This window comes from Epibacterium sp. HA2-3 (assembly GCF_055693725.2).
In genome coordinates this window covers 723,088-747,517 of sequence record NZ_CM172490.1, presented here as the reverse complement: position 1 = coordinate 747,517, position 24,430 = coordinate 723,088, and the positions used below count along the sequence as shown (strand labels likewise).

The following is a 24,430-nucleotide window of genomic DNA, read 5'->3' as shown; positions in this document are numbered from 1 at the left end:
TTTCCTTGATATGAGATCTGAGTGTTCCGGGCGCTGTCAGGCGACCAGTCGGGCTGTAAACAGAGCAGAGGTCAGACCAAGGGCGGCGCGCGCGCGCGAACCTCTTCGAGAGGTGCGACGGTGGATTGCGCGCGCGAAAGCACCCGGTGGACCTGCCGAACAGGTTCATAAGGCGCCCGCAGATGTGGGGCATATTCCGCCAGATCAAGAAGATGCGTGATGCAGTCAGGGCAGATATGCGGCGCGCCCGTTGGAGTACCGTTTTCATCCACATAAACGGTCACAGGCCCACTGCCCGTGCAGAGGATCACCTGCCCCGTCGCATCACGGTCAAAGCGGCTGGCAGCGGCGCTATGGCCGGTCAGCAGCAAGGCCGCTGCCAGAAGCAGGGCGATATACCGTCTCATGACCTTCATCTTGTCATGGATATCTCAGGACCGAGCCGGGATCGCAAGACCGCCGGCACAGCTCAGGCAAAGAGTCGCAGCCTGCGCCCCTACAGCATGCAAAAAGACCACCGGCGCGAAGCACGGTGGTCTTTCCAGAATATCTGGGCAGGATCAAAAATCGCGGGCGCTTAGGCCTCAGCAGCTTGTGCTTTTGCGATTTCTTTTTTGACCTTCAGCGCTGCGGCGGAGAGCTCTTCGTCCTTGGCTTTGGCCAGGAAGGCGTCCAGACCACCGCGGTGGTCAACCGAACGCAGGGCTGCTGCGGAGATGCGCAGCTTCACGCCGCGACCGAGAGTCTCGGACTGCAGGGTGACGTCGTTCAGGTTCGGCAAGAAACGACGCTTGGTTTTGTTGTTGGCGTGGCTGACATTGTTGCCAGTCATCGGGCCTTTTCCGGTCAGTTCGCAACGGCGCGACATGGTGTTATCCTTCGTATCTGCGGCGTCCCGACCCGTTTATGGCCTGCCCGGCCGTTTGGAATCAGTCGCCAAATTACAAGGGCGCTGCCATTGGCTGCGCCCGAAAACTGGTTGGATGCGTTTAGGAGGAATCGCGAAGATGGTCAAGCCATATGCGACGCTTTTATGGCAGAGCAGACGACATTCCCGCGTGATCCCCACTGGCGCTGGCGCGCTTTTACAGTTTTAGCCGCAGCTTACAAGCCTGGGCCTGGCTTCTGGTCCTCCGGGTTTTCGCCGCTTACGCCCCTGAGTCGCTCCTTCAGGGCGCGCCGGAAGGATCCACATCACCCACGCCCAGCCCCAAGAGCATATCGCGCGCCGCATCCTGTGGTGTTTGCGCCCCACCCGCGACCTGCGCCGAAAGGTCTGCCATGCGGGACTTGGCCCAGGAAGTCTGCAACCGTGACAGGAGGGCCTGCCGGACTTCCTCTGCGAACCAGTATTGCGCCTGTTGTGCACGGTTCTTGTCCCAAAAGCCGTTCTCTCGCCGCCACCCGGCAAGCGCCTGAATTTCTTCCCAGGCCTGATCGAGCCCCGCCGCCTCTATGGCAGAAACCGTGAGCGCCTTGGGAAAGCCCTCGGGATCTTGCGGACGTTTGCGCAAAAGCCGCAAGGCCCCGGCATAGTCGGCACAGGTTCGGGTTGCGGTCGCCTTCAGATCGCCATCGGCCTTGTTGATGAGGATCATATCCGCGATCTCCATGATGCCGCGCTTGACCCCTTGCAGTTCGTCCCCGCCCGCAGGCGCAAGCAGGAGCAAGAACAGGTCCGACAACTCCGAGACGACGGTCTCCGACTGACCAACACCGACGGTTTCGATCAGCACAACATCAAACCCTGCCGCCTCGCACAGCGCAACAGCATCGCGGGTGCGCCGGGCGACCCCACCGAGATGGCTTTGACTGGGGCTGGGGCGAATGAAGGCCGCGCGCTCCCGGCTCAGCCGCTCCATGCGAGTCTTGTCGCCAAGGATCGAGCCACCAGACCGCGCCGAACTTGGATCAACCGCCAGAACGGCGACCCTGAGCCCCTGCTCGATCAGCATCATGCCAAAGGCCTCGATGAAGGTGGATTTCCCCACGCCCGGTGTCCCGGAGAGCCCGATCCGCAATGCCTGACGGTCGCTTTTGGCGAGCTCGGACAACAGCGCATCTGCCTGTGCGCGATGATCGGCGCGTGCGCTTTCGACCAGCGTGATCGCCCGGGCCAGCGCCCTTCGATCAGCCTGCAGGATTTTCTTGCTCAGCTCTGTGATGTCCATGGCGCGCCCTTTACCTGTGCCGCGCATTGATGGCGCAGTCAGGGCGGGCTTGTCCAGTGGAGGGCGGATAAACTCTGACGGCTTCGCACAAGGGCTCTGAGCTGTGTTCGCATTCCGTCAGCGCCAAGACAGGATCACTTTGAATGTGCGGGCCGCTCCAACGCGTCGCATATGGGGTGACTTCGCACGTGCCAGGCTGCGCGCGCCACTGGACCTTGCAGCCATGATTGGCGATAAGCGCCGCCATGACACGGCTTCCCATCGACGACGCGCTTCCTCAATTGATTTCGGCCCTGCGGGCACGGGGGCGAGCCGTGTTGGAGGCCCCCCCCGGTGCAGGTAAGACAACCAAGGTTCCGCTCGCGATCCTTGATGCGAAGCTGACGGAAGGGCGCATCCTCATGCTCGAGCCGCGCCGCCTCGCCGCTCGTACGGCAGCGGAACGTATGGCCTCCAAACTGGGTGAACCCGCAGGCCAGACCGTTGGCTACAGGGTGCGCGGCGAGGCCAAGGTTTCCAGATCCACCCGGATCGAGGTCGTCACCGAGGGCATTCTGACCCGGATGCTGCAGTCGGATCCGGACATGCCGGGCGTGGGAGCCGTGATCTTTGACGAGTTTCACGAGCGCTCTCTGAACGGCGATCTCGGGCTGGCCTTCTGCCTAGAGGTGGCAAGCGCCCTGCGCGACGATCTGCTGCTGCTGGCGATGTCCGCGACGCTCGACGCTGCCCCGGTTGCGGCATTGATGGACGCACCGATTGTGACCTCAGAGGGGCGCAGTTACCCGGTGGAAACCCGCTGGCTCCCTGCTCCGCTCCCCGCAAAGGCGCGCCGGATCGACGCCTTGGTGGATCTTGTGGTGCAAGCCGAGGCCGAGACCCGCGACAAGGATGATCGCGCGGGCGGCGGCGGTCTTTTGGTGTTTCTGCCCGGCGAAGGCGAAATCCGCCGCGCCGCCAGCGCGCTTGAGCGCCGCCTGCCCGCCACATGCCAGGTCCGCCCGCTCTTTGGGGCGCTGCCCTTTGCCGAGCAACGCGCTGCGATTGCCCCCGCCACCGAGGGGCGTAAGGTTGTGCTTGCAACATCCATTGCTGAAACCTCGCTCACCATCGAGGACATCCGCGTGGTGGTCGATATGGGGCAGGCCCGGCGCGCCCGGTTTGACCCCGGTGCGGGAATGTCGCGACTTGTGACAGAGCGCGTCACCCGCGCCGAGGCCACTCAACGCCAGGGGCGCGCAGGTCGCGTGAGCACGGGCGTCTGCTATCGTCTCTGGGCACAGGGTGAAGAAGGCGCACTCGCCGCCTACCCCCCGGCCGAAATCGAGGCGGCGGATCTCACCAGTCTCGCGCTGGAACTGGCGCTGTGGGGGGCGGAACCGCAGGATTTGCCGTTGCTCACGCCACCGCCTGCGGGCAGCTTTGCCGAGGCGCAGCTGCTTCTGCAGATGCTGGGCGCCCTCGATACCAAGATGCGGATCACAGAGCATGGTCGCGCGCTGGCGCGTCTGCCCTTGCATCCCCGCCTCGCGCATATGTTCACCATCGCAGGCCCCGAGAGCGCAACGCTGGCCGCATTGCTGGCCGACCGCGACCCGTTGCGGGGGGCACCGGTAGATCTGGCGCTGCGCCTGGAGGCCTTGCAGGATCTGCGCCGGTTTCGCGACCGCCGCCCCTATGAGGTAAAAGCCCCCGCGCACCAGGCCATCACTGCCGAGGCAAAGCGTCTCAAGCGCCATCGCGGCGGGCACGGCACCGCTGCCCCCAATCCCGTGGACGGACCCGCCGCTCCGCTGTTCCCCGCTGCCCCGTCCGGCGAGCCCCTTTCGCCTGCCGCAATGGCTGCGCTTGCCTATCCCGACCGGGTGGCCCAGCGCCGGAAGGGCGATGATGCACGTTTTATGCTCTCCGGAGGCAAGGGGGCTGTGCTGGACAACGCTGACCCGCTGGCGGGGGCCTCATACCTCGTGGTTACCGACACCGATGGCAACCCGCGCGAGGCCAAGATCCGTCAGGCTGCACAGATCACCCTCGCCGAAATCCGTGGGCTATTTGGCGATCAGATCGCGTGGCAAGAGGTCTGCAGCTGGTCCAAACGGGACCGGCGCGTGGTCGCCCGCAAACAAGAGCGCTTTGGTGCTCTGGTGCTGGACGACAGGATCTGGAAAGATGTCCCGCCTGACGCCGTGGCCCACGCCATGCTTGATGGGGTGCGTGATCTGGGCCTGCGGCTCTCGCCTGCAGCTGCGCGTCTTGCAACGCGTGTGGAGCTGCTGCGCGCTGAGGGACGCGACTTGCCGGATTTCTCCGAGGAGGGCTTGATGGCCAGGCTTGAGGACTGGCTCTTGCCCATGATCTCAGGGTTGCGTAGCGACGCGGACTGGAAGAGCTTTGACGCCCTCCCCGCCCTACGTGCTGCCCTGACGTGGGACCAAACCCAAATGCTCGACCGCGATGTGCCCGGCAGTTTTGTGACACCTCTGGGACGCAAGATCCCGATCGACTACGACGGCGAGATCCCCGGGATCGCGGTACGCCTGCAGGAAGTGTTCGGCGTGACCCGCCATCCCACGGTTGCAGGCGTCGCGCTGAAGGTCACGCTCTTGTCGCCCGCCCGTCGCCCGATCCAGATCACTCGCGATCTGCCGGGGTTCTGGGCGGGATCATATGCCGATGTCCGCAAGGACATGCGGGCACAATACCCCAAACACCCCTGGCCCGAAGACCCCACAAAGGCGGAGGCAACCTTGCGGGCGCGACCGCGCAAATAGGCCAACACCGATAAGCCATCATAAACGCCGGGGCCCAGCGCTAGCGGGAATTGATATAAGAGCAACGGTTGCGAAACTTGAGCGCAAAGACGTTGTGCACAAGGGCGAACGGGGCTATATCCCGTTGCTCAATCCTCCAAAGAGTATAAGAATTGGCCGAAAAAGGCTTCGAGCACTCGATGCAACAGTTACTGCATAAAATCTGGTCCCAGACCTTTCAGCCCATGTTGTCGCGCCCGCGCAGATTGCAAGTGGCAGCGCTATGCTATCGCCGTGACAAGTCGGGGTGCGAAGTCCTGTTGATCACCAGCCGGGACACCGGTCGTTGGGTGGTACCAAAAGGCTGGCCAATGGAGGGCAAATCCAGCGCCGAGAGTGCCGCTCAGGAAGCCTGGGAAGAAGCTGGCGTGCGCTGTGGCCGTTTTGAGGAAACTCCTGTCGGGCGCTTTGAATATGACAAGCGCCTGAACAACGGAGCACTGGAGCCTCTGGAGACACTGGTCTACGCGATCGAAGTGCAGGAGTTGCGAGACGACTTCCCCGAAGCCCATGAACGTACCCGAAAATGGGTCAGCCCCAAGGACGCCGCAGAGATGGTGCGCGAGCCTCAACTCCAGGACCTTTTGCGCGGTTTCAGCCCATCTTGATCCTGTCGCCCCTGAACTCCCCCGAGACTGTATCCTTTTGCATCGCGCGCGGGCCTCTCCCACGCCAGCGCGCAAAGCAGTGCGCAAGGCAGGAACTCGCAGTGATTGACGGGGGCGCGCGATGACACAGCCGGACTGGAGATCACTGGACAAGGACCTAGTGCGCCTTAACCAGACGGAGCGGACCACAGGCTATGTGGTGCGCCCGCTCCTCGGGTTTGGCCTGGCGCTGACCTTCATGGCTTTGGCTGGTGTTGAAGCGGCCTTTGTACTGGGGACATCCCAAACCACGATGATGGCAATGGTCGCAGCCATGTTCGGCGCGTATCTCGCACTCAACATCGGGGCCAATGATGTGGCCAACAACATGGGTCCCGCTGTCGGCGCTAAGGCGCTACCGATGACCGCAGCCTTGATTGCTGCCGCCTTGGCCGAGGTTACAGGCGCGCTTCTGGGAGGCAGCGAGGTGGTGGCAACCGTCTCTACCCGCCTGATCGAGCCGGACGCCATGAGCGCGCCGCATATGCTCATTCAGGCGATGATGTCGGCCATGATTGCATCCGCTCTCTGGGTCAATCTGGCCACATGGATGGGGGCGCCGGTTTCCACAACACAGAGCATCATTGGTGCCATTCTAGGTGCGACAACAGCGGCGGCCGGTTTTGGCGCGGTGGATTGGCTGACCTTTGGCAGCATCGCCACAAGCTGGATGCTTTCTCCGCTGATCGGGGCCGTGCTTGCGATGGCGCTCCTCGCCCTGATCCGACAGGTGATCACCGAGCAGGATGAAAAGCTCGAAGCCGCGCGCCGGTGGGTGCCGATCCTGCTGGCCGGTATGGGGGGCGCATTTGGGACGTTCTTCGTGCTCAAGCTGCCTGAAACCGTTGCCGCCGCAACCTCTGCCCAAGCCCTGCTGGCGGGCGGTTGCCTCGGGCTGTTGTCCTTTGTGATTGCTCGGCCGCTCATTCTGCGCCGCGCCGCAGAGCTTGAGAACCAAAAGGGCGCGATAAAGGCCCTGTTCCGCCTGCCCCTTGTGATCGCCGCGATCCTGATGTCCTTTGCGCATGGGGCCAATGATGTGGCAAATGCCATCGGCCCGCTTGCCAGCATCGTGCAGGCAATGGATCTGGAAAACACCGGCTCACACCCAGCCGAAATCAATGCGTTCACAACTCTTGATGTGCCTGTCTGGGTTCTGATCATCGGAGCGTTTGGCATGGCAATGGGTGTGGTTCTGTTTGGTCCCAGATTGGTGAACATGGTGGGCAACCAGATCACCAAGCTGAACCCGATCAGGGCCTATTGCGTGTCCACGTCTGCCGCCCTCACGGTCATCATGGCCAGTTGGTTGGGTCTGCCGGTATCGTCGACCCATGTGGCCGTCGGCGCCGTCTTTGGGGTTGGATTCTACCGCGAGCACGCCGCAGCACAGGCGCGCCGCGCAGGCCAGAAGGAGACCCGACCCGGCCTGCCTCACGAAGATCGCAGCCGCCGTCGACTGGTGCGCCGCAGCCATGTTCTAACAATCTTGGCAGCCTGGCTCATTACCGTGCCGCTTTCTGGTTTGCTGTCAGCGGGCATCTACGGGATCTTGCATCTGTTTTCTGGCTAACGAGAGAGTGCAAGCGGGGCATCCGTCCTCTACGGCATCCCCGATGCTCATGCTCTTCTGTTTGTCATGTCAGCGCTGAAGCAGCCTGTTGAAACGCCAAGCGCCGGGCCAAAGGCCCGGCGCAATCCCCAACGGGAGGGGTAGTATTTCAATACTGCATCCGACGGGCGGGAGTGCACCCGGGGGGTAGCGTCAGACGCCTAGACACCAGCGCATGACCGCCTTTTGCGCGTGCAGGCGATTTTCGGCTTCGTCAAAAATCACCGACTGGGGGCCATCCATCACTGCCGAGGTCACCTCTTCCTCGCGGTGCGCTGGCAGGCAATGCATAAAGAGCGCGTCCGGCTTGGCATGCGCCATCAACGCATCGTTGACCTGATAGGGACGCAGCATGTTGTGGCGCCGCTCCTTCGAGGATTGGCTGTCATGCATCGACACCCAAGTGTCGGCCACCACCAGATCCGCGCCCTCAACGGCTTTCGCCGCATCCCGCTCGATCGTGATCTTGGAGCCCGCGTTGCGCGCAAACCCGATGAATTCATCTTCCGGGTCAAGCTGCGCCGGACCAGTAAAGGTAAGATCGAAGCCGAACTGACCCGCCGCGTGGAGAAAAGACGCGCAAACATTGTTTCCGTCCCCGGTCCAGACCACCTTCTTGCCCTTGATGGGGCCGCGGTGTTCTTCATAGGTGAGGATATCGGCCATGATCTGACAGGGGTGGGTGCGGTCGGTAAGACCGTTGATCACCGGCACATCGGCATATTCTGCCATCTCGGTAAGCACGGTTTCGTCGAAAGTCCGGATCATGATCATGTCCACATAGCGCGACAGCACCCGCGCGGTGTCAGCGATGGTCTCGCCGTGACCAAGCTGCATGTCCTTGCCGGAGAGCACCATGGTTTCGCCGCCCATCTGACGCACCCCGACATCAAAAGACACCCGCGTCCGGGTCGAGGGCTTTTCAAAGATCAGCGCAACCATATGCCCTGCAAGCGGCTGCTCGTCATCTGGCGTGCCTTTGGGGCGGCCAAGACGTGCGGTTTTCATTTGCCCGGCCTGATCAATGATCTGGCGCAGATCTTCGGGTGCGGTTTTATGGATATCGAGGAAATGGTTCATGTTGTCGTCGCTTTCTGGAGAGGGACATGCGGGGGCCAGACCCGCACCCCCGAGCTATTTGTAAAAAGATGAAGTTCAGGCGGCTTCGACCGCAGTGGCCGCGGCATCAAGACGGGTGATGGCTTCTTCGATGTCGGCGTCGGTGATGGTCAGTGCGGGCAAGAGGCGGATCACATTGTCGGCGGCGGGCACGGTAATGACTTCGGCATCGTAGCCTGCTTTGACAACCTCTGCGTTGACAGCCCTACATTTGAGGCCAAGCATCAGGCCCGAGCCGCGCACCTCCTCGAAAACATCCGGGTGAGAGGCCACGAGACCTTCGAGTTTCTGGCGCAGGAGGCCCGCCTTGCGATTGACCTCAGACAGAAAATCCGGTGCGGCAACGTGATCCATCACCGCGCAACCCACAGCACAGCCCAAAGGGTTGCCTCCATAGGTGGAGCCATGGGTGCCGGCGGTCATACCCGAGGCGGCCTCTTCGGACGCGAGGACGGCGCCGAGAGGAAAGCCACCTCCGATGCCTTTGGCGACCATCATGATGTCGGGCGCGATACCGGCCCATTCATGGGCAAAGAGTTTACCGGTGCGTCCCACGCCGCATTGCACCTCATCGAGAATGAGAAGGAGACCGTGCTCGTCACAAAGCGCCCTGAGATCCTTGAGGTCCTGATCGGGCATCGGGCGAATGCCGCCCTCGCCCTGCACCGGCTCAACCAGAATGGCTGCGGTCTTGTCGTCGATGGCGGCCGCAACCGCCTGCGCATCGCCCCAGGGGAGATGTACGAATCCCGGCAACAGGGGACCAAACCCCTTGGTCATTTTCTCAGATCCCGCGGCGGCGATCCCCGCCGAGGAGCGGCCATGAAAAGAACCCTCGAAGGTAATGATCTCGACTTTTTCCGGGTGGCCTTTTTCATAGTGGTACTTGCGCGCCATCTTGACGGCCAGCTCGCAGGATTCGGTGCCGGAGTTGGTGAAGAACACCGTATCCGCAAAACTCTCCGCCACCAGCTTGTCGGCCAGAGCCTGCTGCTGCGGGATTTCATAGAGGTTGGAGACATGCCAAAGGTTCTGCGCCTGCGTGGTCAGCGCCTCCACCAGTGCAGGATGCGCATGGCCCAGCGCGTTCACCGCGATGCCAGAGCCCAGATCCAGAAAACGTCGTCCATCCGCCTCAATCAGCCAAGACCCTTCGCCTTTGACGAAGTTCAAGGGCGCCCGGTTATAGGTTGGGAGAACGGAGGGGATCATCTGAAACATCCTTTATGGAGAGTTCGAACGGGGATCAGGACCAAATCAGTGCCCCACTACGGGGCGACGGTCAATAAGAGGTCCGGTAGGTTTTGAAGGGAGCGCCATTTGCAAAGATCAAGGCGGCGCATGGGATCAAAGGCGCTGCGAGGGCAGCGTATCAGGCACATTGGCGTCGACGTCGGGTCGACAGGAGGACTGCGTGTTTGATCATAGTTCGGCTCCATAACGGAAGGCAGCGCGACTGAAAACCCCCTTTGGCACCCAAGTTGCAACAAAACGGCAGAAGCGCACCCATTCATAGCCAATGGGCACGTTGCGGCCGCGGCTTTTGCGCTTGCCTTTGGGCGAGCCAGAGCGCACCGATGACGCCATGACCCACGAGACCCCACAGAACCCACCCCTTGCCGCGGCGCTGATCCTGCTGGCCACCGTGTTCATCGCCGGCACCACGTTGCTGGCAAAATCACTTGGCACAGAGGTGCTTGGCCCCCCTTTGCACGCCTTGCAGATCAGTCAGGGACGGTTTGTGTTTGCCTTTATCGGGATCTCCGCCGCCGTGGTGGCTCTGCGCCAGAAGATCCACACGCCGCATTGGGGACTGCATATCGGGCGGTCGTCTTTTGGATGGGGCGGCGTCACGCTGATGTTCGCCTCTGTGGCCTTTATTCCTCTGGCAGACGCAACGGCGATCTCTTTTCTCAACCCGGTGATCGGCATGATCCTCGCAATCCCTTTCCTAGGTGAAAAGGTCGGGCCCTGGCGTTGGCTGGCGGCTGCGATCGCGCTTCTGGGGGCTATGGTTCTTTTGCGTCCTACACCTGCGAGTTTCCAGCCGGCGGCGCTGCTTGCATTTGGGGCGGCGCTCGCGATGGGCGCAGAGCTGATTTTTATCAAGACCCTCGCAAGGCGCGAGCCACCATTGCAGATCCTGTGGGTGAATAACCTGATCGGTATGGTCATTGCCTCAACGGCAGCATTGGCCGTTTGGCAGATGCCAACGCCCGCTCAATGGGCGGCCCTTGTGGCGCTTGGGGCGTTGATGGCCTGCGCGCAGGCGTGTTTTGTCAATGCGATGGCGCGGGCGGACGCCTCGTTTGTGGCTCCCTTCGCCTATGCCACATTGGTGTTTGCCGCACTCTATGATGCGCTGATCTTTGGAGTTTTGCCTGACTGGGTCACGGTCTTGGGGGCTGGCATCATCCTCTCTGGAGCGGGGTTGCTTGCCTGGCGCGAGAGCGTCAACGGCAAGCGTCCCCTGGTGACAGAGCCCCTGCCCCGCAGCGACACCGTGCTCTAGTTCTTCAGCCGGTAGCCTGTCCGAAGCATCTGCCAGGCCAGCAGCAATATGACAGCCGTCGCCCCAAGGCAGACTAGCGCGCCAAAGGCCGGGTCGCTGTCGGAGACGCCGATCATGCCATATCGCACCCCGTCGATCAGGTAGAAAACCGGGTTCACATGGGAGATCGCGTAGAGCACCGGTGGTAGGGCTTCGACTGAGTAGAACGTGCCGGATAGAAACGCCAACGGCGTCACCACAAAATTGGTGATGGCCGCCATCTGGTCGAATTTGTCGGCAAATACGCCAGCGACGATGCCAAGCCCCCCGAGAAACGCTGCTCCCAGAACCACAAAGCCCAGCGCCACGAGCGGATGCGCCGGCACCATGCCCAGCACCAGAGCCAGCCCGAGACCAATCCCGACAGAGACGAACAGCCCGCGTGTGATCGCCCCCGCAAGATACCCGAGGAGGATCTCGAAACCGGAAAGCGGTGGCATCAGCGTGTCGACGATGTTGCCCTGCACTTTGGAGATCACCAGCGACGAGGACGTGTTGGCAAAGGCGTTCTGGATCACGGTCATCATCATGATGCCCGGTGCGATAAAGGAAATGAAAGGCACGCCCATGACATCGCCGCGTCGTGGGCCAATTGCGATCGAGAAGATCAACAGGAACAGCGCCGCCGTCACCATCGGCGCCAGCAAGGTCTGGGTATAGACCACCATAAAGCGTTTGATCTCGCGCCCGGCAAGCGTCTGAAGACCCAGCCAATTCACTCTGCCAAAGCGGCGTTCTCCCACTTCGATCCGAAAGCTCGACTGTGCGTTGTTGTCTGACATGCCACCCTCATCTTCGTGCTGCCCCTTGCATAAAGTCTCATCACGCGGATGCAAGCCGCGCTTCTGTCGGCCGAGACGTCGGTTCATGACTTGTATCTCGCCCGTCAGTGACTATTGTAGGGCGGAACTCTGGAATTCGATGGCGGCCACAGGTTTCTTGAGGCCGCTATTAGCTTTGAAAGGCACCTTATGTCCTGGACTGACGAGCGCGTCGAACTGCTCAAGAAAATGTGGGGCGAAGGCCAGTCGGCCAGTCAGATCGCTAAAGAACTTGGTGGCGTGACCCGGAATGCGGTGATCGGCAAGGTACACCGCCTCGGTCTGTCCAACCGCACCACCGGCGGCGGCAGCAAGGCTGCAGCCGAGCCAAAAGAAAAGCCCGCGCCCAAGGCGGCCGCAAAGCCCAAGGCTCAGCCAAAGACAGAACCGGCGCGCCCGGTGACGCCGGAGCCTGTGGCCGAGGCCCCCGCTGCAGAGCCGAAGCCCTCGACCCCGGCGCGCAAGCAGATCATTCCCGCCGGTCAGCCCCTGCCTCCGCAGCCTTCTGCCAATGAAATCCCGGCAGAGGCACTGGCCAAGGTCAATGAGATCGAGAAGAAAGCCAAGAAGCTCTCCTTGATGGAACTGACCGAGCGAACCTGCAAATGGCCCGTGGGCGATCCCGCAACCGAAGATTTCTGGTTCTGCGGCCTGCCCGTGCAACAGGGCAAACCCTATTGCGAGGCTCATGTGGGCGTTGCCTTCCAGCCGATGAGCTCGCGCCGCGACCGCAAACGCTAACCAGCCGTTGCGCTCATCAGCCCATCATGGCTGAATCAGCGCCGACACAGATTTCAACCCCGGCTGCCACTGGCACGCCGGGGTTTCGTTTCTTCATGCGCCTGCTCGACAAAAAGCCCCGCATCGCTGCGGGGCTTTCTGAGTCTCGGTATCCGCTGGAAGCAGGCGTCAGTCCTGAACTGGCGCGCTCGAGGTGAAATTCGGGATCGGGTTGCCAGAGGCAGGGTTGGGGTCGATCGCGGGCCAGTTGCCTTCGGCCAGCGTGATGTTTCCGGGAATGTCTTCTTCCCAGAAGCTCACGACATTCTTGGTGATATTGAGATAGAGTTTGTCATCCACGATGCGCCACAGGTTTGGGTTACCGGGCACCTTGCCCCCCTTTGAAACCCCATAGGCGCAGTGACCATCATAAGCCGGTGCGTAATAGGCAGGATTCTCCAAAAACGTCGCGCGGTTTTCCTCCGTCGCAAAAGCAAATGTGGCGCCGTTGTAGTCGGCGGTAATGTCGGCTTTGCCCGGGACCGCCGCAGGCTGGGCCTGCCCCACCGGAGCTTGCTCAAGGCTGCGGTAGGCCACAACATCATAGCCCGAAACCGCAAATCCGGTGTCATCCACAAACTGCTCGCCCGCAAAGGCAGGCAGACCAAAAGACAGAGCCGCCACCGCAGCCAAAGCAAAACGTTTCATCACAAAGTCCTCTTCTTGCGCCCACGGGCGCTGCACGCTCCAATCGAGCCGCATCAATCGGCCCGTGCCACAACGATACGCAAGTTCTGACGCGCGCGAAGCCACTCTCACGCGGCTGTGTTGCAAGAAGAGACCCTGTGAGGAGAGCTCGCCCCCGGCGCCTTAGGCATCGGAGCGTGGTTCACGCGCCCGACCGATGCGCCCAAGGTGAGTGAATTCAAACCCTTGCGTGGATTTCAACCCATAGCCGAGCAGCCGATCAAATCCGCAATGCGCCAGCCAAAGCGCGGCGATCTCCCACAACAGAGGGGACTGCCACAGATGCGCCAAGGCCAATGTTACGACCCCAGCAGCGTAGAGATGGACCAGATTGTAACAAAACGCCCCGGCGCGTCGGCCAAACAGATAACCCACGCAGCTGAGGTCAGGGGCAAAGAACAGAAGCATCGCGCCCCAGATCGGCAGCACCGCCTCCGCCCCCGCATAAAGCCAAAGCCCCGCAGCACAGATCAGGCCACCCTCGATTCGTTGCCAGATGCGCGCAGGCGCGTCCGCTGCCTGCGGTACAGACATCAGTCGAGCCTCCGTACGAGGATCTGATTGCCTTCTCCACGGCGCGTTTCCAATATTTTCATGGTTGCGATCAGATCTGACAGTTTGCGCTTGCCATAACTGCGGGTGTCAAAATCGGGACTTGCCGCCGTAATGTACTGACCGATCTGCCCAAGAGAGAACCACTCGTCCTCTTGGCTGATCGCATCCATCGCACGCAGGACCAGCTTTTGCGGATCTTCAAGTTCCGCCGGGGCTTCGTCGTCTTGCGGCGCGGCAGTCTGTTCGAGAGTGGCGCCCGAGGATTGCGTCGAGGGTTTTGGCTTTGATTTCTGCGGCTTGGGCGCGTCTTTCGGGACCTCGGTCAAAAGGTTCTCGACATAGATGAAGCGCTTGCAGGCGCGTACGAAGGCTGCAGGTGTCTTGCGCATACCCATACCGTAGACGTCCAACCCTTGTTCGCGAATGCGGCTCGCCAGTCGGGTGAAATCGCTATCCGAGGAGATCAGCACAAAGCCATCAAAGCGGCCTGAGTGCAGAATGTCCATCGCGTCGATGACCAGAGCGATGTCGCTGGCGTTCTTCCCGGTAGTATTGGCAAACTGCTGGTGCGGCACGATTGCAAACGCCGCCAGCTTGTCTTTGCTCCAGCCCTGCGGTCCGCCGCCCGAGAAATCACCATAGATGCGGCGGATGCTCGCCTCTCCGAGTGAAGCTATCTCCTCAAACATGGCCCCAGCGAATTTCGCCGATATGTTGTCCGCGTCAATCAGGACCGCCAGAAGCGGGGGTTTTTCGGTGTTGGCCATTGGATGTCCTGTATTTTTGTGAGGAAGTCTCTCTCCTTCATACGCGGATGTGCACAAATGAAAAGCGCTGAGCGCGCACGGCTGGCACAGAGGCGATGGGTGAAATGCAATCTCCCCTGTGCACAGAGCCTGTGCGATTTTTTACAGCTACAGACCTTCCAGTCATTGGAATTTTCATTATCGTCCCCATCTGAGGAACGACGTCGCCTCAAGGGCGGCTCGACAACAATTGTCTGACACGGGAACAAAGAGGCCCTCCATGAGCGATACGACTTACACCCCTCCCAAGGTCTGGACTTGGGAACAGGAAAGCGGCGGCCAGTTCGCTTCGATCAACCGTCCGATCGCGGGCGCGACCCACGACAAGGAGCTTCCGGTCGGGGAGCATCCCTTCCAGCTTTATTCACTGGCGACCCCGAATGGCGTGAAGGTCACCGTGATGCTCGAGGAGCTTCTGGCGGCGGGCGTCAAAGACGCCGAGTATGATGCCTGGCTTATCAATATCGGCGAGGGCGACCAGTTTGGCTCCGGCTTTGTGGAGATCAACCCGAACTCCAAGATCCCGGCGCTGCATGACCGTTCCGGCGATGCACCCGTTCGCGTATTCGAGAGCGCATCGATCCTGATGCATCTGGCCGAGAAATTCGGTCACTTCCTGCCCAAGGAGGGCCCAGCCCGCACCGAAGTGCTGAACTGGCTCTTCTGGCAGATGGGCTCTGCGCCTTATCTCGGCGGTGGCTTTGGTCATTTCTACGCCTATGCGCCCGAAAAATTCGAGTACCCGATCAACCGCTTTACGATGGAGTCCAAGCGTCAGCTGGATGTGCTGAACCGTGAGCTGGCGACCAAAACCTATATCGCGGGCGAAGACTATAGCATCGCCGATATGGCGATCTGGCCATGGTATGGCCAGCTGGTACTGGGCCGCCTTTATGACGCGGCAGAATTCCTGGACGTCGAAAGCTACGAACATGTGATGCGTTGGGCCAAGGCGATTGATGCCCGCCCCGCCGTCCAGCGTGGCCGCATGGTCAACCGTGCCTTTGGCGAGTTGTCGACGCAGCTGCGAGAACGTCACTCGGCCGAGGACTTTGAAACCAAGACCCAAGACAAGCTCGAAGCGGCAGAGTAACCCGCTCTTTGCAGTCGCGATCTGGTCGCATGCTCTACCGGGCGTGCGGCCAGTTCCGTTTTCGGGGCCTGCGGACAGGCAGAACACTGGCAGTGGGCGCGATCCCCGCGCGCCGGCCCGCATCCCTCCAGGGCGCGTTGAGCGATCACTTCAGACGGGGAGGCTTTTCTGGATCACTGCCGGGTCTTTGCGGCTGATAGATCTGCCCGGTTTCCACCTCAGGAAGATCAAATCGCAGCCCGACACGCGCTAGCCTTGCGGAAATCTCCTCGCTTGCCGCAAAAAAGCCCACGTCCAGAGCCCCGGCTTCGATCCCGGAAAACGTCAGTGCCTCTCCGGCGGCCTTGGCCAATGCAGGCTCCGCGCCGGGTTCCGCTCCGATAAAGGCCAGAAGGTGGCCGCTGCCGCCGCTCTCATAGGTCACGGCTGCAAGATAGGCCATGCGCGCCAGCCCCATCGCTGTGGCAAGCTTTGTGTCGAGCGCCGCCAGAAGGGTCTCCGGCAACCCACGGGGCGGGTGCACCTCCGAGATCGCAGCCTCCACCTCGCCCGGCGCATGCGCGAGCGTCTCCGCAAGCCAGCCCATCGCCGCGTCCGGGATGAGGATGGAGGATGGCGCGACTTCCAGATTGACGCCAAGTCCGATCCCCTGCCCCGCCAACATCGACGCAATCACCCGCCCGGAGAGCGCTGCATAAGGCACGATGCGCTCGGCAAACTGCGCCAGTCGCTCTTCGCGATCAAACACCAGAACAAAACGCCCCTCGCCTGTTTCAAAGATCTCGGGGCTGATCCGATCGCCTTCCGGCTCTTTGTCCAGCAGCAGGAAGAGTTCGCTGTCCGCAAGGCGTTCAAAGAACCGCAGCCGCGCAGCAGCATCGGCAGGCGCCGCTTCCATTGCCGCATGGGCCAGATCAAGCGGGGTCATTTCAGTCATGTTGCATCTGCTCCTTCACCCTTGCGCGCAGAACCGGAAGAAGCTCCGCTTCGAACCAGGGATTTCGTTTCAACCAAGCCGTATTGCGCCAGGAGGGATGAGGCAAGGCAAAGACCCCCTCCGGCAAGCTGCGCCAGCCCTTCACAAGTTCGGTGACCCCAAGGCGGGTTCCGAGATGATAGCGGTGCGCATGCCCTCCAACGAGGATCCGCAGCCGCAGCTTCCCCAGTGCCGAAATCACCCGATCATGCCAAGTCGCGCCACAGATCCTGGGCGGCGGCAGATCGGCTGTTTTGGCGTCATAGCCGGGAAAACAAAAGGCCATGGGCACAATGGCCACGCGGCTGGTGTCGTAAAAGCAATCCTCGCTCAGGCCAAGCCACTCTCGCAGCCGGTCGCCCGAGGAATCCGTGAACGGGCGGCCACTTTGGTGAACCCGCATCCCCGGCGCCTGCCCTGCGATCAATATCCGGGCGCTTGGCTCAAACCAGACCACCGGACGCGGCTCATGCGCGGTCCGCGTCGCGGCAAACCGGGCCGCGCACAGACGGCAGGCAGAGATCTCTTTCTTGAGCCCATCCGTATTGCTCTGCATCGCTCTCCCCTGTTGGCAGGCTCTCGCACGCCGTTGCCTGCGCGCATAAACTGTCGATTTGCCACAACAGTTTCCAGCCAGCATCCCTGCATCGCTCAAATTCGACATATTTGCGCCTAAATCAACGCGTAGTCCGTTAACTAACTTGTGCTAGGGCTGGCACAACAGGCATCTGCAGAGACACCAATGACGGGAAATCGTTTGGTTTTTCTGCGTTTACACCCCACCTTCGCCGGGCGAAGGTCAACATATAACATTCCGCGCGGGACCGGTCACAACAGTGTGACCAACGCCGCCAACACCCGAGGTCAAGAGGCGATATACTGAGCAGACCATGTTGGAATTCGTGAATGTCAGCAAATCCTTTTGGACCGGGACTCAGCGCAAGATTATCCTGGACAAAGTCTCCTTCACGGTGGAGCTTGGGACCTCGCTTGGCATTCTGGCCCCAAACGGGACCGGCAAGACGACGCTGATCAACATGATGGCCGGCCTTGAGAAGCCCGATGAGGGCGAGATCTATCGCGGCTGCAAGATTTCCTTTCCGCTCGGGTTCATGGGCGGCGTTATCAACCGTCTCTCGGCCATGGAAAACTGCCGCTATATCGCACGCCTCTATGGTCTCGACCCGGATTATGTCGAAAGCTACTGTCGCTGGCTCTGTGGCTTGAACGAGTATTTCGACCAACCGCTTGGCACCTATTCTGCTGGCATGAAATCGCGGTTTTCGTTTGCGCTCATGCTGGCGCTGGACTTCGACATCTATTTGATTGACGAAGGCATGCCCAGTTCCACCGATGTGGAGTTCAACCGCAAGGCGGGCATCATCTTGCAAGAACGTCTCGAGACAACGACAATCGTTATTGTATCCCACCAGCCCCGTACGCTGGAGAAATTCGCCAACACCGCTGCTGTGTTGATGAATGGACAACTCCATATGTTTGAAACCTTGGAAGAAGCGAAACAGCTCTATGACTACGAAACCCAAGGCTAAAAAATTCCGTATCCGCCGCCCGAGTTCGGGGGCTGAACAGCCGCAGGCCGCTGCGGCGGCGAGCGCTCGCCCGGTGCCTCCGCCGCCCGCGCAGGAGACCGGACGCGACCATCCGCTTGAGATGCAGTCTCAGGTGGAACAGGCTGCACAGGCTTCTTCCGCGGGCAATTTTGCGCCTGCCGCGTCCGACACACCAGCGCGCGCGTCCTCGCCACAGATGACGCCATCCCAGAGCGGCGCCACAACGCCACCGCAGGATGCATCCGAGGATGTGGGCTCGACCGATATTGAAGACATCAAGCGTGAGGGCCTCACGGGGCGTCAATTGCGCCTCGCCCGTCGCGTTGCACAAAAGCACGATCTGCCTGCGACATCGGATTACGACGCTGTGCGTTTGCTGCGGCTGCGCGGCATTGATCCATTCAAACGCGCCAACATGCTAGAGCTGGTGGTGCCGCAAAGCCAAAGCGCAAGCCTGCCCGCGACCCAAGCCCCACAGGGCGCGCCCAAGCCACAGACGCTTCCGCAGACGGTAGAGAAAAGCAAACCCAGCGCACCGCCCGCCGATCATCTGAGCCCGACCGAGCGACGCAACCGCGAAATTCGCTCCATCCAGCGTGACATCGCGCGACGCCGCCGCCGTAAAATGGCGCTCTTGGGGGCGCGGCTCGGGGCCTTTGTTTTGATCCCTACGCTTTTGGCAGGGTATTATTATTACAAGGTCGCAACACCGATGTATGCGTCGCATTCGGAGTTCCTTGTTCTCAAAGCCGACAGCACCGGGTCTTCGGGGTTCGGCGGCCTTCTGAGCGGCACGCAATTTGCCACCAGCCAGGATTCCATTGCGGTACAAGCCTATCTGCAATCCAAAGTCGCGATGCGCCGCCTCGACGAAGAGGCCGGATTTCGCGCGCATTTCTCGCAGGACTGGATCGACCCAATTCAGCGACTGGAACCCGACGCCAGCAATGACGACGCCTACAAAACCTATCAGCGCAATGTAAAAATCGGCTATGATCCCACCGAGGGCGTCATTCGCATGGATGTCTCTGCGGCAGAACCAGCGGTTGCGGCAGAGTTTTCACGCCGCCTGATTTCCTATGCACAGGAAAACGTGAACCACCTTTCCGAGCAAAAGCGCGCCGATCAGGTGGGTGACGCCGAGGAGGCGCTTGCCCTTGCAGAGCAGCAACGCCGCGACGCCCAGGCAGAACTTGTGCGCCTGCAGCAGCAAGGGTCGGTCCTCGATCCCGAAGGGGTCATTGCCTCGCTGCGCTCCCAGATCAACACGTTTGAGCTTCAACTGCAGCAAAAGCGCCTGGAGCTCGCGGCGTTGCAGGACAACCTGCGCCCCAACGCCGCCAAGGTCGAAGGCACCGCCGCAGACATCAAACGCCTTGAGGCGCTGATTGCCAATCTCAACGAACGCATGACCGATGCGTCTCAGGGCGAGAACTCGCTTGCCTCGCTGAGCGTCAAGATCCAGATGGCACAAGCGGACCTCGCGACGCGCGACATGATGCTGCAATCCGCCCTGCAACAGGTCGAACAAACCCGTATGGAGGCAAACCGCCAGGTGCGCTATCTGACAACTGCGGTCGAGCCGGTTCCCGCCGACACACCCTCCTCGCCGCGCAAGTTCGAAAATACGATTTTGGCTTTCCTGATCTTTTCCGGTATCTACCTGATGTGTGCCCTCACGGCATCCATTCTTCGGGAACAGGTCTCTTCGTAAGCTCATGAAAAAAATCGACATCAATGGTCTCACCATTGGCAATGACTGTCCGCTGACGGTCATTGCCGGTCCCTGCCAGCTGGAAAGCGCCGACCACGCGCAAATGATCGCGGGCAAGCTCAAGGAAGCCTGCGACGCTGCGGGCGCGCAATTCATCTTCAAGGCCTCCTACGACAAGGCCAACCGCACCTCACTGTCGGGCAAGCGCGGCCTTGGCATCGACAAGGGCCTCGAAGTGCTCGCGGGCGTGCGTGACACCTTTGGCGTGCCGGTACTGACTGATGTTCACACCGAGGCGCAGTGCATCGTTGCGGGGGACGTGGTTGATGTCCTGCAGATCCCCGCCTTTTTGTGCCGCCAGACTGACATGTTGCTGGCCGCCGGTAACACCGGCAAGGCCGTGAACATCAAAAAGGGCCAGTTTCTCGCACCCTGGGACATGGACAATGTTGTGGCCAAGGTCGAAAGCACCGGCAACGACAAGATCCTGCTGACCGAACGCGGCACCTCCTTTGGCTACAACGCCTTGGTCGCAGATATGCGTGGTCTGCCCCGCATGGCACAAACCGGCTACCCGGTGGTCATGGACGCCACCCATTCGGTTCAACAGCCGGGCGGTCAGGGGGGCTCGACAGGTGGTCAGCGAGAGTTCGCTCCGGTGATGGCCCGCGCAGCCGTTTCTTTGGGCATTGCTTCCGTTTTCATCGAAACACACGAAGATCCGGACAACGCGCCCTCGGACGGGCCGAATATGATTTACCTCAAAGATATGCCGCAATTGATTGAGACTTTGATGGGCTTTGACGCACTTGCCAAAGCCAGCCCCATCCGCATCTGATTTTGAAAGAACGAGGATCTCCCATGACCAAGCCGCTGCCAGAGGTGACCCCCAACAGCTGGAGTTTCCTGCGCGACGCCATGATCAAGCCCACCGGCTTTCGTGAATATGACGCGCGCTGGAAATACCCCGAAGAGATCAACCTCCCGGGGATGACCGCGCTCGGTCTTGGTCTTGGAACGCAGATGATCCGCCGCGGCATCGCGCCTGTCATCGCAGTCGGCAATGATTACCGCGACTACTCGCTGGCGATCAAAAACGCGCTGATCCTTGGCCTGATGCAGGCCGGGATCACAGTGAAGGACATCGGCCCTGCGCTTTCGCCCATGGCCTATTTTGCCCAGTTCCATCTGGACGTCCCGGCCGTCGCCATGGTCACCGCCTCGCACAACCCAAATGGCTGGACCGGCGTAAAGATGGGCTTTGACCGCCCCCTCACCCATGGCCCGGATGAAATGAATGAGCTGCGCGACATCGTGCTGAACGGCGAAGGCGAACGCCGCGAGGGGGGCTCTTACGAATTTGTCGAAGGCGTCAAGGAAGCCTATATCGACGACCTTGTGGGCGATTTCAAAATGTCGCGTCCGCTCAAGGTGGTCTGCGCAACCGGCAATGGCACCGCCTCGGCCTTCGCACCCGAAATTTTTGAGCGCATCGGCGTCGAGGTTGTGCCCAGCCACAACGCCCTTGATTACACGTTCCCCCATTACAACCCCAACCCCGAAGCGCTGGAAATGCTGCACGATATGTCCGCGAGCGTCAAAGCCTCGGGCGCTGATCTCGCGCTTGGGTTTGACGGCGACGGCGACCGCTGCGGCGTGGTGGATGACGAGGGTGAAGAGATCTTTGCGGACAAGGTTGGCGTGATCATGGCCCGTGACCTCTCCAAACTGCATCCGGGCTCCACCTTTGTTGCGGATGTCAAGTCCACGGGCCTCTTTGCCTCTGACCCGGAACTGCAGAAAAACGGCGTCAAAGCCGACTACTGGAAAACCGGTCACAGCCACATGAAGCGGCGGGTCAAGGAAATTGGCGCCCTGGCTGGTTTTGAGAAATCCGGCCATTATTTCCTCGCCGAACCAGTGGGACGCGGCTACGACTGTGGCATGCGCGTCGCGGTCGAGGTCTGCAAGATGCTCGACCGAAACCCAGACATGAAGATGTCCGACCTGCGCAAGGCGCTGCCGCGCACCTGGGCAACACCCACCATGTCGCCCTATGCCGCAGACACCGAGAAATACGACATCCTCGCCCGGCTGGTCGACAAACTTGTCGCCAAACACGACGCAGGTGAGCTCATGGCAGGCCGCACCATCAAAGAGGTCGTGACCGTGAATGGCGCCCGCGTGATCCTCGACAATGGCTCCTGGGGGCTGGTGCGCGCGTCCTCCAACACCCCCAACCTCGTGGTGGTCTGCGAAAGCTCTGAAAGCGAAGACGAAATGCGCGCTATCTTTGCCGACATCGATGCGGTTATCCGCACCGAACCCGCTGTTGGCGATTACGATCAGACCATCTGATCCAGGCAAAAACACGGCCGCGCCCTCATCCGAGGGGCGCGGCCGTGTATGTATGCTTCATCTCTTTGCAAATAAATAGGGTCCCGGGGCAGCGCCCCGATCTCCCCTCACGAGCCGCATAGCCCCTGTGTGATAGCAAAGACGCCAGCTCAATCGCTGCCGAGAAACTTCAGCAGTTGCTTGCGCGCCTCTTCTTCGACCCGACGCTTCAGCGCATCATTCAGGTCCTCCTCGGTTTCCACCGGCACCCCGAGCTCCTCGCTCAGCTTGTCACGCACAGCCTGTTTTGCCTTTTCTTCGGCCTCATCCAATTTTGGCTGCACCAGCTTGCTCAGATCGGGTTTGATCTCGGGGTCGAACCACGATCCCTGTATCCGCACCGGTACCGACACGCCTGCAGAGGTCTCGCTCGCAAAGGCCGTGGGGGTAAACGTATAGTCCAGATCCTGCGATCCAAGCCCGATGCGCCCCGCGCCTGCGGCCTTCAGGACCTTGAGCGCAGCATTCAGATCGTCATTGCGCAAAGTCCCATCAATCATGTCAAAGCTTGCGGTCAGACCTTCAAAGATGGTTGTCCCACCATTGCCGCCGTTCGGATCCATGACCGATTGCAAGTCAAACCCGGTGAAAAACCCTTTGCCCAGCTCAACGCGCCCCTTGCCATCAAGCGAGCGCATGATCTGGTCCATGGAATTGCCGACGCCGAGGAACTCCAGATTACCGAGCGCCTCCCCGTTGAGCTTGTCATACCCTGCCAATTGCCCCAGCGCCTCGCGCATCTCGACATTGGCAAACTGCAGGTTGCCCGCCACCGAGAGCCCATTTCGATTGTTCGCAATCAACTCCCCCTGAAGCGTCCCGCCAAAAGCCTGTACCGGCAGGAAAGATAGAACCGCCCGCGCCCGCACGATGCTCAGAGTCATCCGGCTGGGACCAAATATCACCGAGGACGTCTGAAGCCCCTTCACATCCAGCGAGATCTGCCCCTCGATAAGCGCAAGCATGGACGCATCGATCGGCGTGGTCGACCATCCTTGCGTCGCAGGCTCCGCGGTGTTGCCCCCGGCGCCTGTCGTCGGCGCTCCGAGCGCGCTGAGGTCCAGCATATCTCCCTCCAAGGCGGCCGTCACCTTGAGCGGAGACGCCGCAAGGTTCAGATCCGCATCCCCGCGCAGCGCGTTGTGATCCAGGGCAAGGCTCAGATCGCGCAGCGACACCCGCCCGTCCGGTGTATAGGTCGTGTCAGCAGCAAAAGTCATTGCGCGCCCAAGACCGTTGGGGAGATCAACCGCCGCCTGCCCCAAGGCCACCAAGAGCGCACTGGTGTCGTCGCTTGCCCCGGTGATGCGCCCATCAAACGCCCCGCTCAGATCCGCCTGCCCATCAAAGCGCAGCTTGCTTGCCTCGGCCGTGACCGTCACCCCGAGGGACGCGACCTCACCAAGCAGGAACCGCCTGAAACTGCCAATCTCCCCTGCAATCCGGAGCGGCTTTCCGGCAGGGCGCAGGGTCAGATCAACGTTTGCCGTGCCGTTGGGATCGGGCCACGCGAGTTGCAGGTCCACTTGGTTGGTTTCGACAACATCCTGCCCATGGGCCGCAAAGCGCAGCGACGCCCCACGCAGCGTGATGGCCTCGATCGCGACGGACGTCCCTTCACCCTCTGGGTCGGTCTCAACCTGGGCGGACGTTTCGCCCGAGGCGGGCGCATCAAAGACCCAGTTGCCAATGCCATCTTCGCGGGTCTCAAGATTGAGATGGGGCACAATCGCCGTCAGCTCCGTGATCCGGATGTCGCCGCGGATCAAATCCGCGGCATCCACGCCAATCGTGAGCCGCCCCGCCGTCAAAAGCGGCTCTGGCCCCGCCCAATCCGCGTTGGCAAGGGCGACGTCATCGGCCTGAATACCCAGCGTCGGCCAGAAGGAGAATCGCACGTCACCGCCAAACACCACCTGACGCCCGGTCTGCTTCTCGATTTGCTGCGCGGCCAATTCAGCGATCTTTTGGCCGGGCAGAAAGGTCAAAATCGCGACGCCAACGGCAATGGTGATCACGATGGCGGAAAGAATACGGAGGATCAGGCGCATAGCTCGTGGCCCCTTCTGGGAATGCGGAAATCTTCGCCCGTGACATCAGGGCTTTGGCGCAGATTACAC

At 61.0% G+C, this 24,430-nt stretch carries 22 protein-coding genes; 10 read left to right on the top strand and 12 right to left on the bottom strand.

The features are described 5' to 3' along the window. Positions 1 to 71: 71 nt before the first annotated feature. The 3 genes from ACZ1HH_RS03510 to meaB all read right to left on the bottom strand — a co-directional run bounded on the left by ACZ1HH_RS03510 (position 72) and on the right by meaB (position 2,171). A complete protein-coding gene (locus tag ACZ1HH_RS03510) occupies positions 72 to 407 on the bottom strand; it encodes a hypothetical protein (protein ID WP_416368058.1) in 336 nt (111 codons plus the stop codon). Between the two features lie 170 nt (positions 408 to 577). Further along, the gene (rpmB, locus tag ACZ1HH_RS03505) at positions 578 to 868 is read right to left on the bottom strand and encodes a 50S ribosomal protein L28 (protein WP_011538016.1); all 291 of its coding nucleotides are present in this window, start codon (positions 866 to 868) and stop codon (positions 578 to 580) included. A gap of 301 nt (positions 869 to 1,169) precedes the next feature. Continuing rightward, complete coding sequence (meaB, locus tag ACZ1HH_RS03500) at positions 1,170 to 2,171, bottom strand: methylmalonyl Co-A mutase-associated GTPase MeaB (RefSeq protein WP_472635877.1); 1,002 nt, start codon at positions 2,169 to 2,171, stop codon at positions 1,170 to 1,172. 245 nt (positions 2,172 to 2,416) lie between these two features. Between meaB and hrpB the strand changes: the two genes are divergently transcribed. The 3 genes from hrpB (at position 2,417) to ACZ1HH_RS03485 (ending at position 7,201) form a co-directional block, all read left to right on the top strand. Then, the gene (gene hrpB / locus ACZ1HH_RS03495) at positions 2,417 to 4,942 is read left to right on the top strand and encodes an ATP-dependent helicase HrpB (protein ID WP_487320382.1); all 2,526 of its coding nucleotides are present in this window, start codon (positions 2,417 to 2,419) and stop codon (positions 4,940 to 4,942) included. A gap of 179 nt (positions 4,943 to 5,121) precedes the next feature. Beyond that, entirely contained in the window at positions 5,122 to 5,589 is a 468-nt protein-coding gene (locus ACZ1HH_RS03490; protein WP_011538013.1) for an NUDIX hydrolase, read from the top strand. A gap of 121 nt (positions 5,590 to 5,710) precedes the next feature. Continuing rightward, entirely contained in the window at positions 5,711 to 7,201 is a 1,491-nt protein-coding gene (locus ACZ1HH_RS03485) for an inorganic phosphate transporter (RefSeq protein ID WP_011538012.1), read from the top strand. 192 nt (positions 7,202 to 7,393) lie between these two features. Here ACZ1HH_RS03485 and argF read toward each other — a convergent pair whose 3' ends face one another. Continuing rightward, positions 7,394 to 8,320, bottom strand: a complete 927-nt coding sequence (gene argF / locus ACZ1HH_RS03480) for an ornithine carbamoyltransferase (protein ID WP_011538011.1) — start codon at positions 8,318 to 8,320, stop codon at positions 7,394 to 7,396. Positions 8,321 to 8,395: 75 nt separating this feature from the next. Continuing rightward, entirely contained in the window at positions 8,396 to 9,571 is a 1,176-nt protein-coding gene (locus tag ACZ1HH_RS03475) for an aspartate aminotransferase family protein (RefSeq protein WP_472635876.1), read from the bottom strand. 373 nt (positions 9,572 to 9,944) lie between these two features. Here ACZ1HH_RS03475 and ACZ1HH_RS03470 point away from each other — a divergent pair, with 373 nt between their 5' ends. Further along, positions 9,945 to 10,871 (top strand): DMT family transporter, encoded by a 927-nt coding sequence (locus tag ACZ1HH_RS03470; RefSeq protein WP_416368054.1) that lies wholly within the window; start codon positions 9,945 to 9,947, stop codon positions 10,869 to 10,871. Here ACZ1HH_RS03470 and ACZ1HH_RS03465 read toward each other — a convergent pair. Beyond that, the gene (locus ACZ1HH_RS03465) at positions 10,868 to 11,692 is read right to left on the bottom strand and encodes an ABC transporter permease (protein WP_011538008.1); all 825 of its coding nucleotides are present in this window, start codon (positions 11,690 to 11,692) and stop codon (positions 10,868 to 10,870) included. The genes ACZ1HH_RS03470 and ACZ1HH_RS03465 overlap by 4 nt on opposite strands. Before the next feature lie 189 nt (positions 11,693 to 11,881). Here ACZ1HH_RS03465 and ACZ1HH_RS03460 point away from each other — a divergent pair, with 189 nt between their 5' ends. Next, a complete protein-coding gene (locus ACZ1HH_RS03460; protein ID WP_011538007.1) occupies positions 11,882 to 12,472 on the top strand; it encodes a GcrA family cell cycle regulator in 591 nt (196 codons plus the stop codon). A gap of 168 nt (positions 12,473 to 12,640) precedes the next feature. Here ACZ1HH_RS03460 and ACZ1HH_RS03455 read toward each other — a convergent pair whose 3' ends face one another. The 3 genes from ACZ1HH_RS03455 to ACZ1HH_RS03445 all read right to left on the bottom strand — a co-directional run bounded on the left by ACZ1HH_RS03455 (position 12,641) and on the right by ACZ1HH_RS03445 (position 14,520). Continuing rightward, positions 12,641 to 13,159, bottom strand: a complete 519-nt coding sequence (locus tag ACZ1HH_RS03455) for a YHS domain-containing (seleno)protein (protein WP_044027027.1) — start codon at positions 13,157 to 13,159, stop codon at positions 12,641 to 12,643. Between the two features lie 162 nt (positions 13,160 to 13,321). Next, complete coding sequence (locus ACZ1HH_RS03450) at positions 13,322 to 13,732, bottom strand: DUF4260 domain-containing protein (protein ID WP_011538005.1); 411 nt, start codon at positions 13,730 to 13,732, stop codon at positions 13,322 to 13,324. After that, positions 13,732 to 14,520 (bottom strand): NYN domain-containing protein, encoded by a 789-nt coding sequence (locus ACZ1HH_RS03445; protein WP_472635874.1) that lies wholly within the window; start codon positions 14,518 to 14,520, stop codon positions 13,732 to 13,734. Before ACZ1HH_RS03445 ends, ACZ1HH_RS03450 begins: the two co-directional genes overlap by 1 nt. 259 nt (positions 14,521 to 14,779) lie before the next feature. On the opposite strand from ACZ1HH_RS03445, the gene yghU reads away from it, so the two are divergent. Next, on the top strand, positions 14,780 to 15,652 hold the full coding sequence (yghU, locus tag ACZ1HH_RS03440) for a glutathione-dependent disulfide-bond oxidoreductase (protein ID WP_416368050.1): 873 nt from the start codon (positions 14,780 to 14,782) through the stop codon (positions 15,650 to 15,652). A gap of 145 nt (positions 15,653 to 15,797) precedes the next feature. Here yghU and ACZ1HH_RS03435 read toward each other — a convergent pair whose 3' ends face one another. Together ACZ1HH_RS03435 and ACZ1HH_RS03430 are read right to left on the bottom strand one after the other, a co-directional pair. Beyond that, positions 15,798 to 16,589, bottom strand: a complete 792-nt coding sequence (locus ACZ1HH_RS03435; RefSeq protein ID WP_472635873.1) for an SseB family protein — start codon at positions 16,587 to 16,589, stop codon at positions 15,798 to 15,800. After that, positions 16,582 to 17,184 carry a uracil-DNA glycosylase family protein gene (locus ACZ1HH_RS03430; RefSeq protein ID WP_472635872.1) on the bottom strand — a complete coding sequence of 201 codons (603 nt, stop codon included), beginning with the start codon at positions 17,182 to 17,184 and terminating at the stop codon, positions 16,582 to 16,584. Before ACZ1HH_RS03430 ends, ACZ1HH_RS03435 begins: the two co-directional genes overlap by 8 nt. A gap of 334 nt (positions 17,185 to 17,518) precedes the next feature. On the opposite strand from ACZ1HH_RS03430, the gene ACZ1HH_RS03425 reads away from it, so the two are divergent. From ACZ1HH_RS03425 to ACZ1HH_RS03410, 4 genes are read left to right on the top strand one after another with little or no spacing between them, the layout of a single operon-like run. Further along, a complete protein-coding gene (locus ACZ1HH_RS03425) occupies positions 17,519 to 18,178 on the top strand; it encodes an ABC transporter ATP-binding protein (RefSeq protein WP_011538000.1) in 660 nt (219 codons plus the stop codon). Then, a complete protein-coding gene (locus ACZ1HH_RS03420; RefSeq protein WP_472635871.1) occupies positions 18,156 to 19,913 on the top strand; it encodes a KpsE/RkpR family capsule polysaccharide export protein in 1,758 nt (585 codons plus the stop codon). Before ACZ1HH_RS03425 ends, ACZ1HH_RS03420 begins: the two co-directional genes overlap by 23 nt. 4 nt (positions 19,914 to 19,917) lie before the next feature. Continuing rightward, positions 19,918 to 20,751 carry a 3-deoxy-8-phosphooctulonate synthase gene (gene kdsA / locus ACZ1HH_RS03415; protein ID WP_487320381.1) on the top strand — a complete coding sequence of 278 codons (834 nt, stop codon included), beginning with the start codon at positions 19,918 to 19,920 and terminating at the stop codon, positions 20,749 to 20,751. A 23-nt stretch (positions 20,752 to 20,774) separates the two neighbouring features. Next, a complete protein-coding gene (locus ACZ1HH_RS03410) occupies positions 20,775 to 22,271 on the top strand; it encodes a phosphomannomutase/phosphoglucomutase (RefSeq protein ID WP_487320380.1) in 1,497 nt (498 codons plus the stop codon). Between the two features lie 149 nt (positions 22,272 to 22,420). Here the strand turns inward: ACZ1HH_RS03410 and ACZ1HH_RS03405 are convergent, their stop codons facing one another. Then, entirely contained in the window at positions 22,421 to 24,361 is a 1,941-nt protein-coding gene (locus ACZ1HH_RS03405) for an AsmA family protein (RefSeq protein WP_472635870.1), read from the bottom strand. Between the last annotated feature and the right edge of the window lie 69 nt (positions 24,362 to 24,430).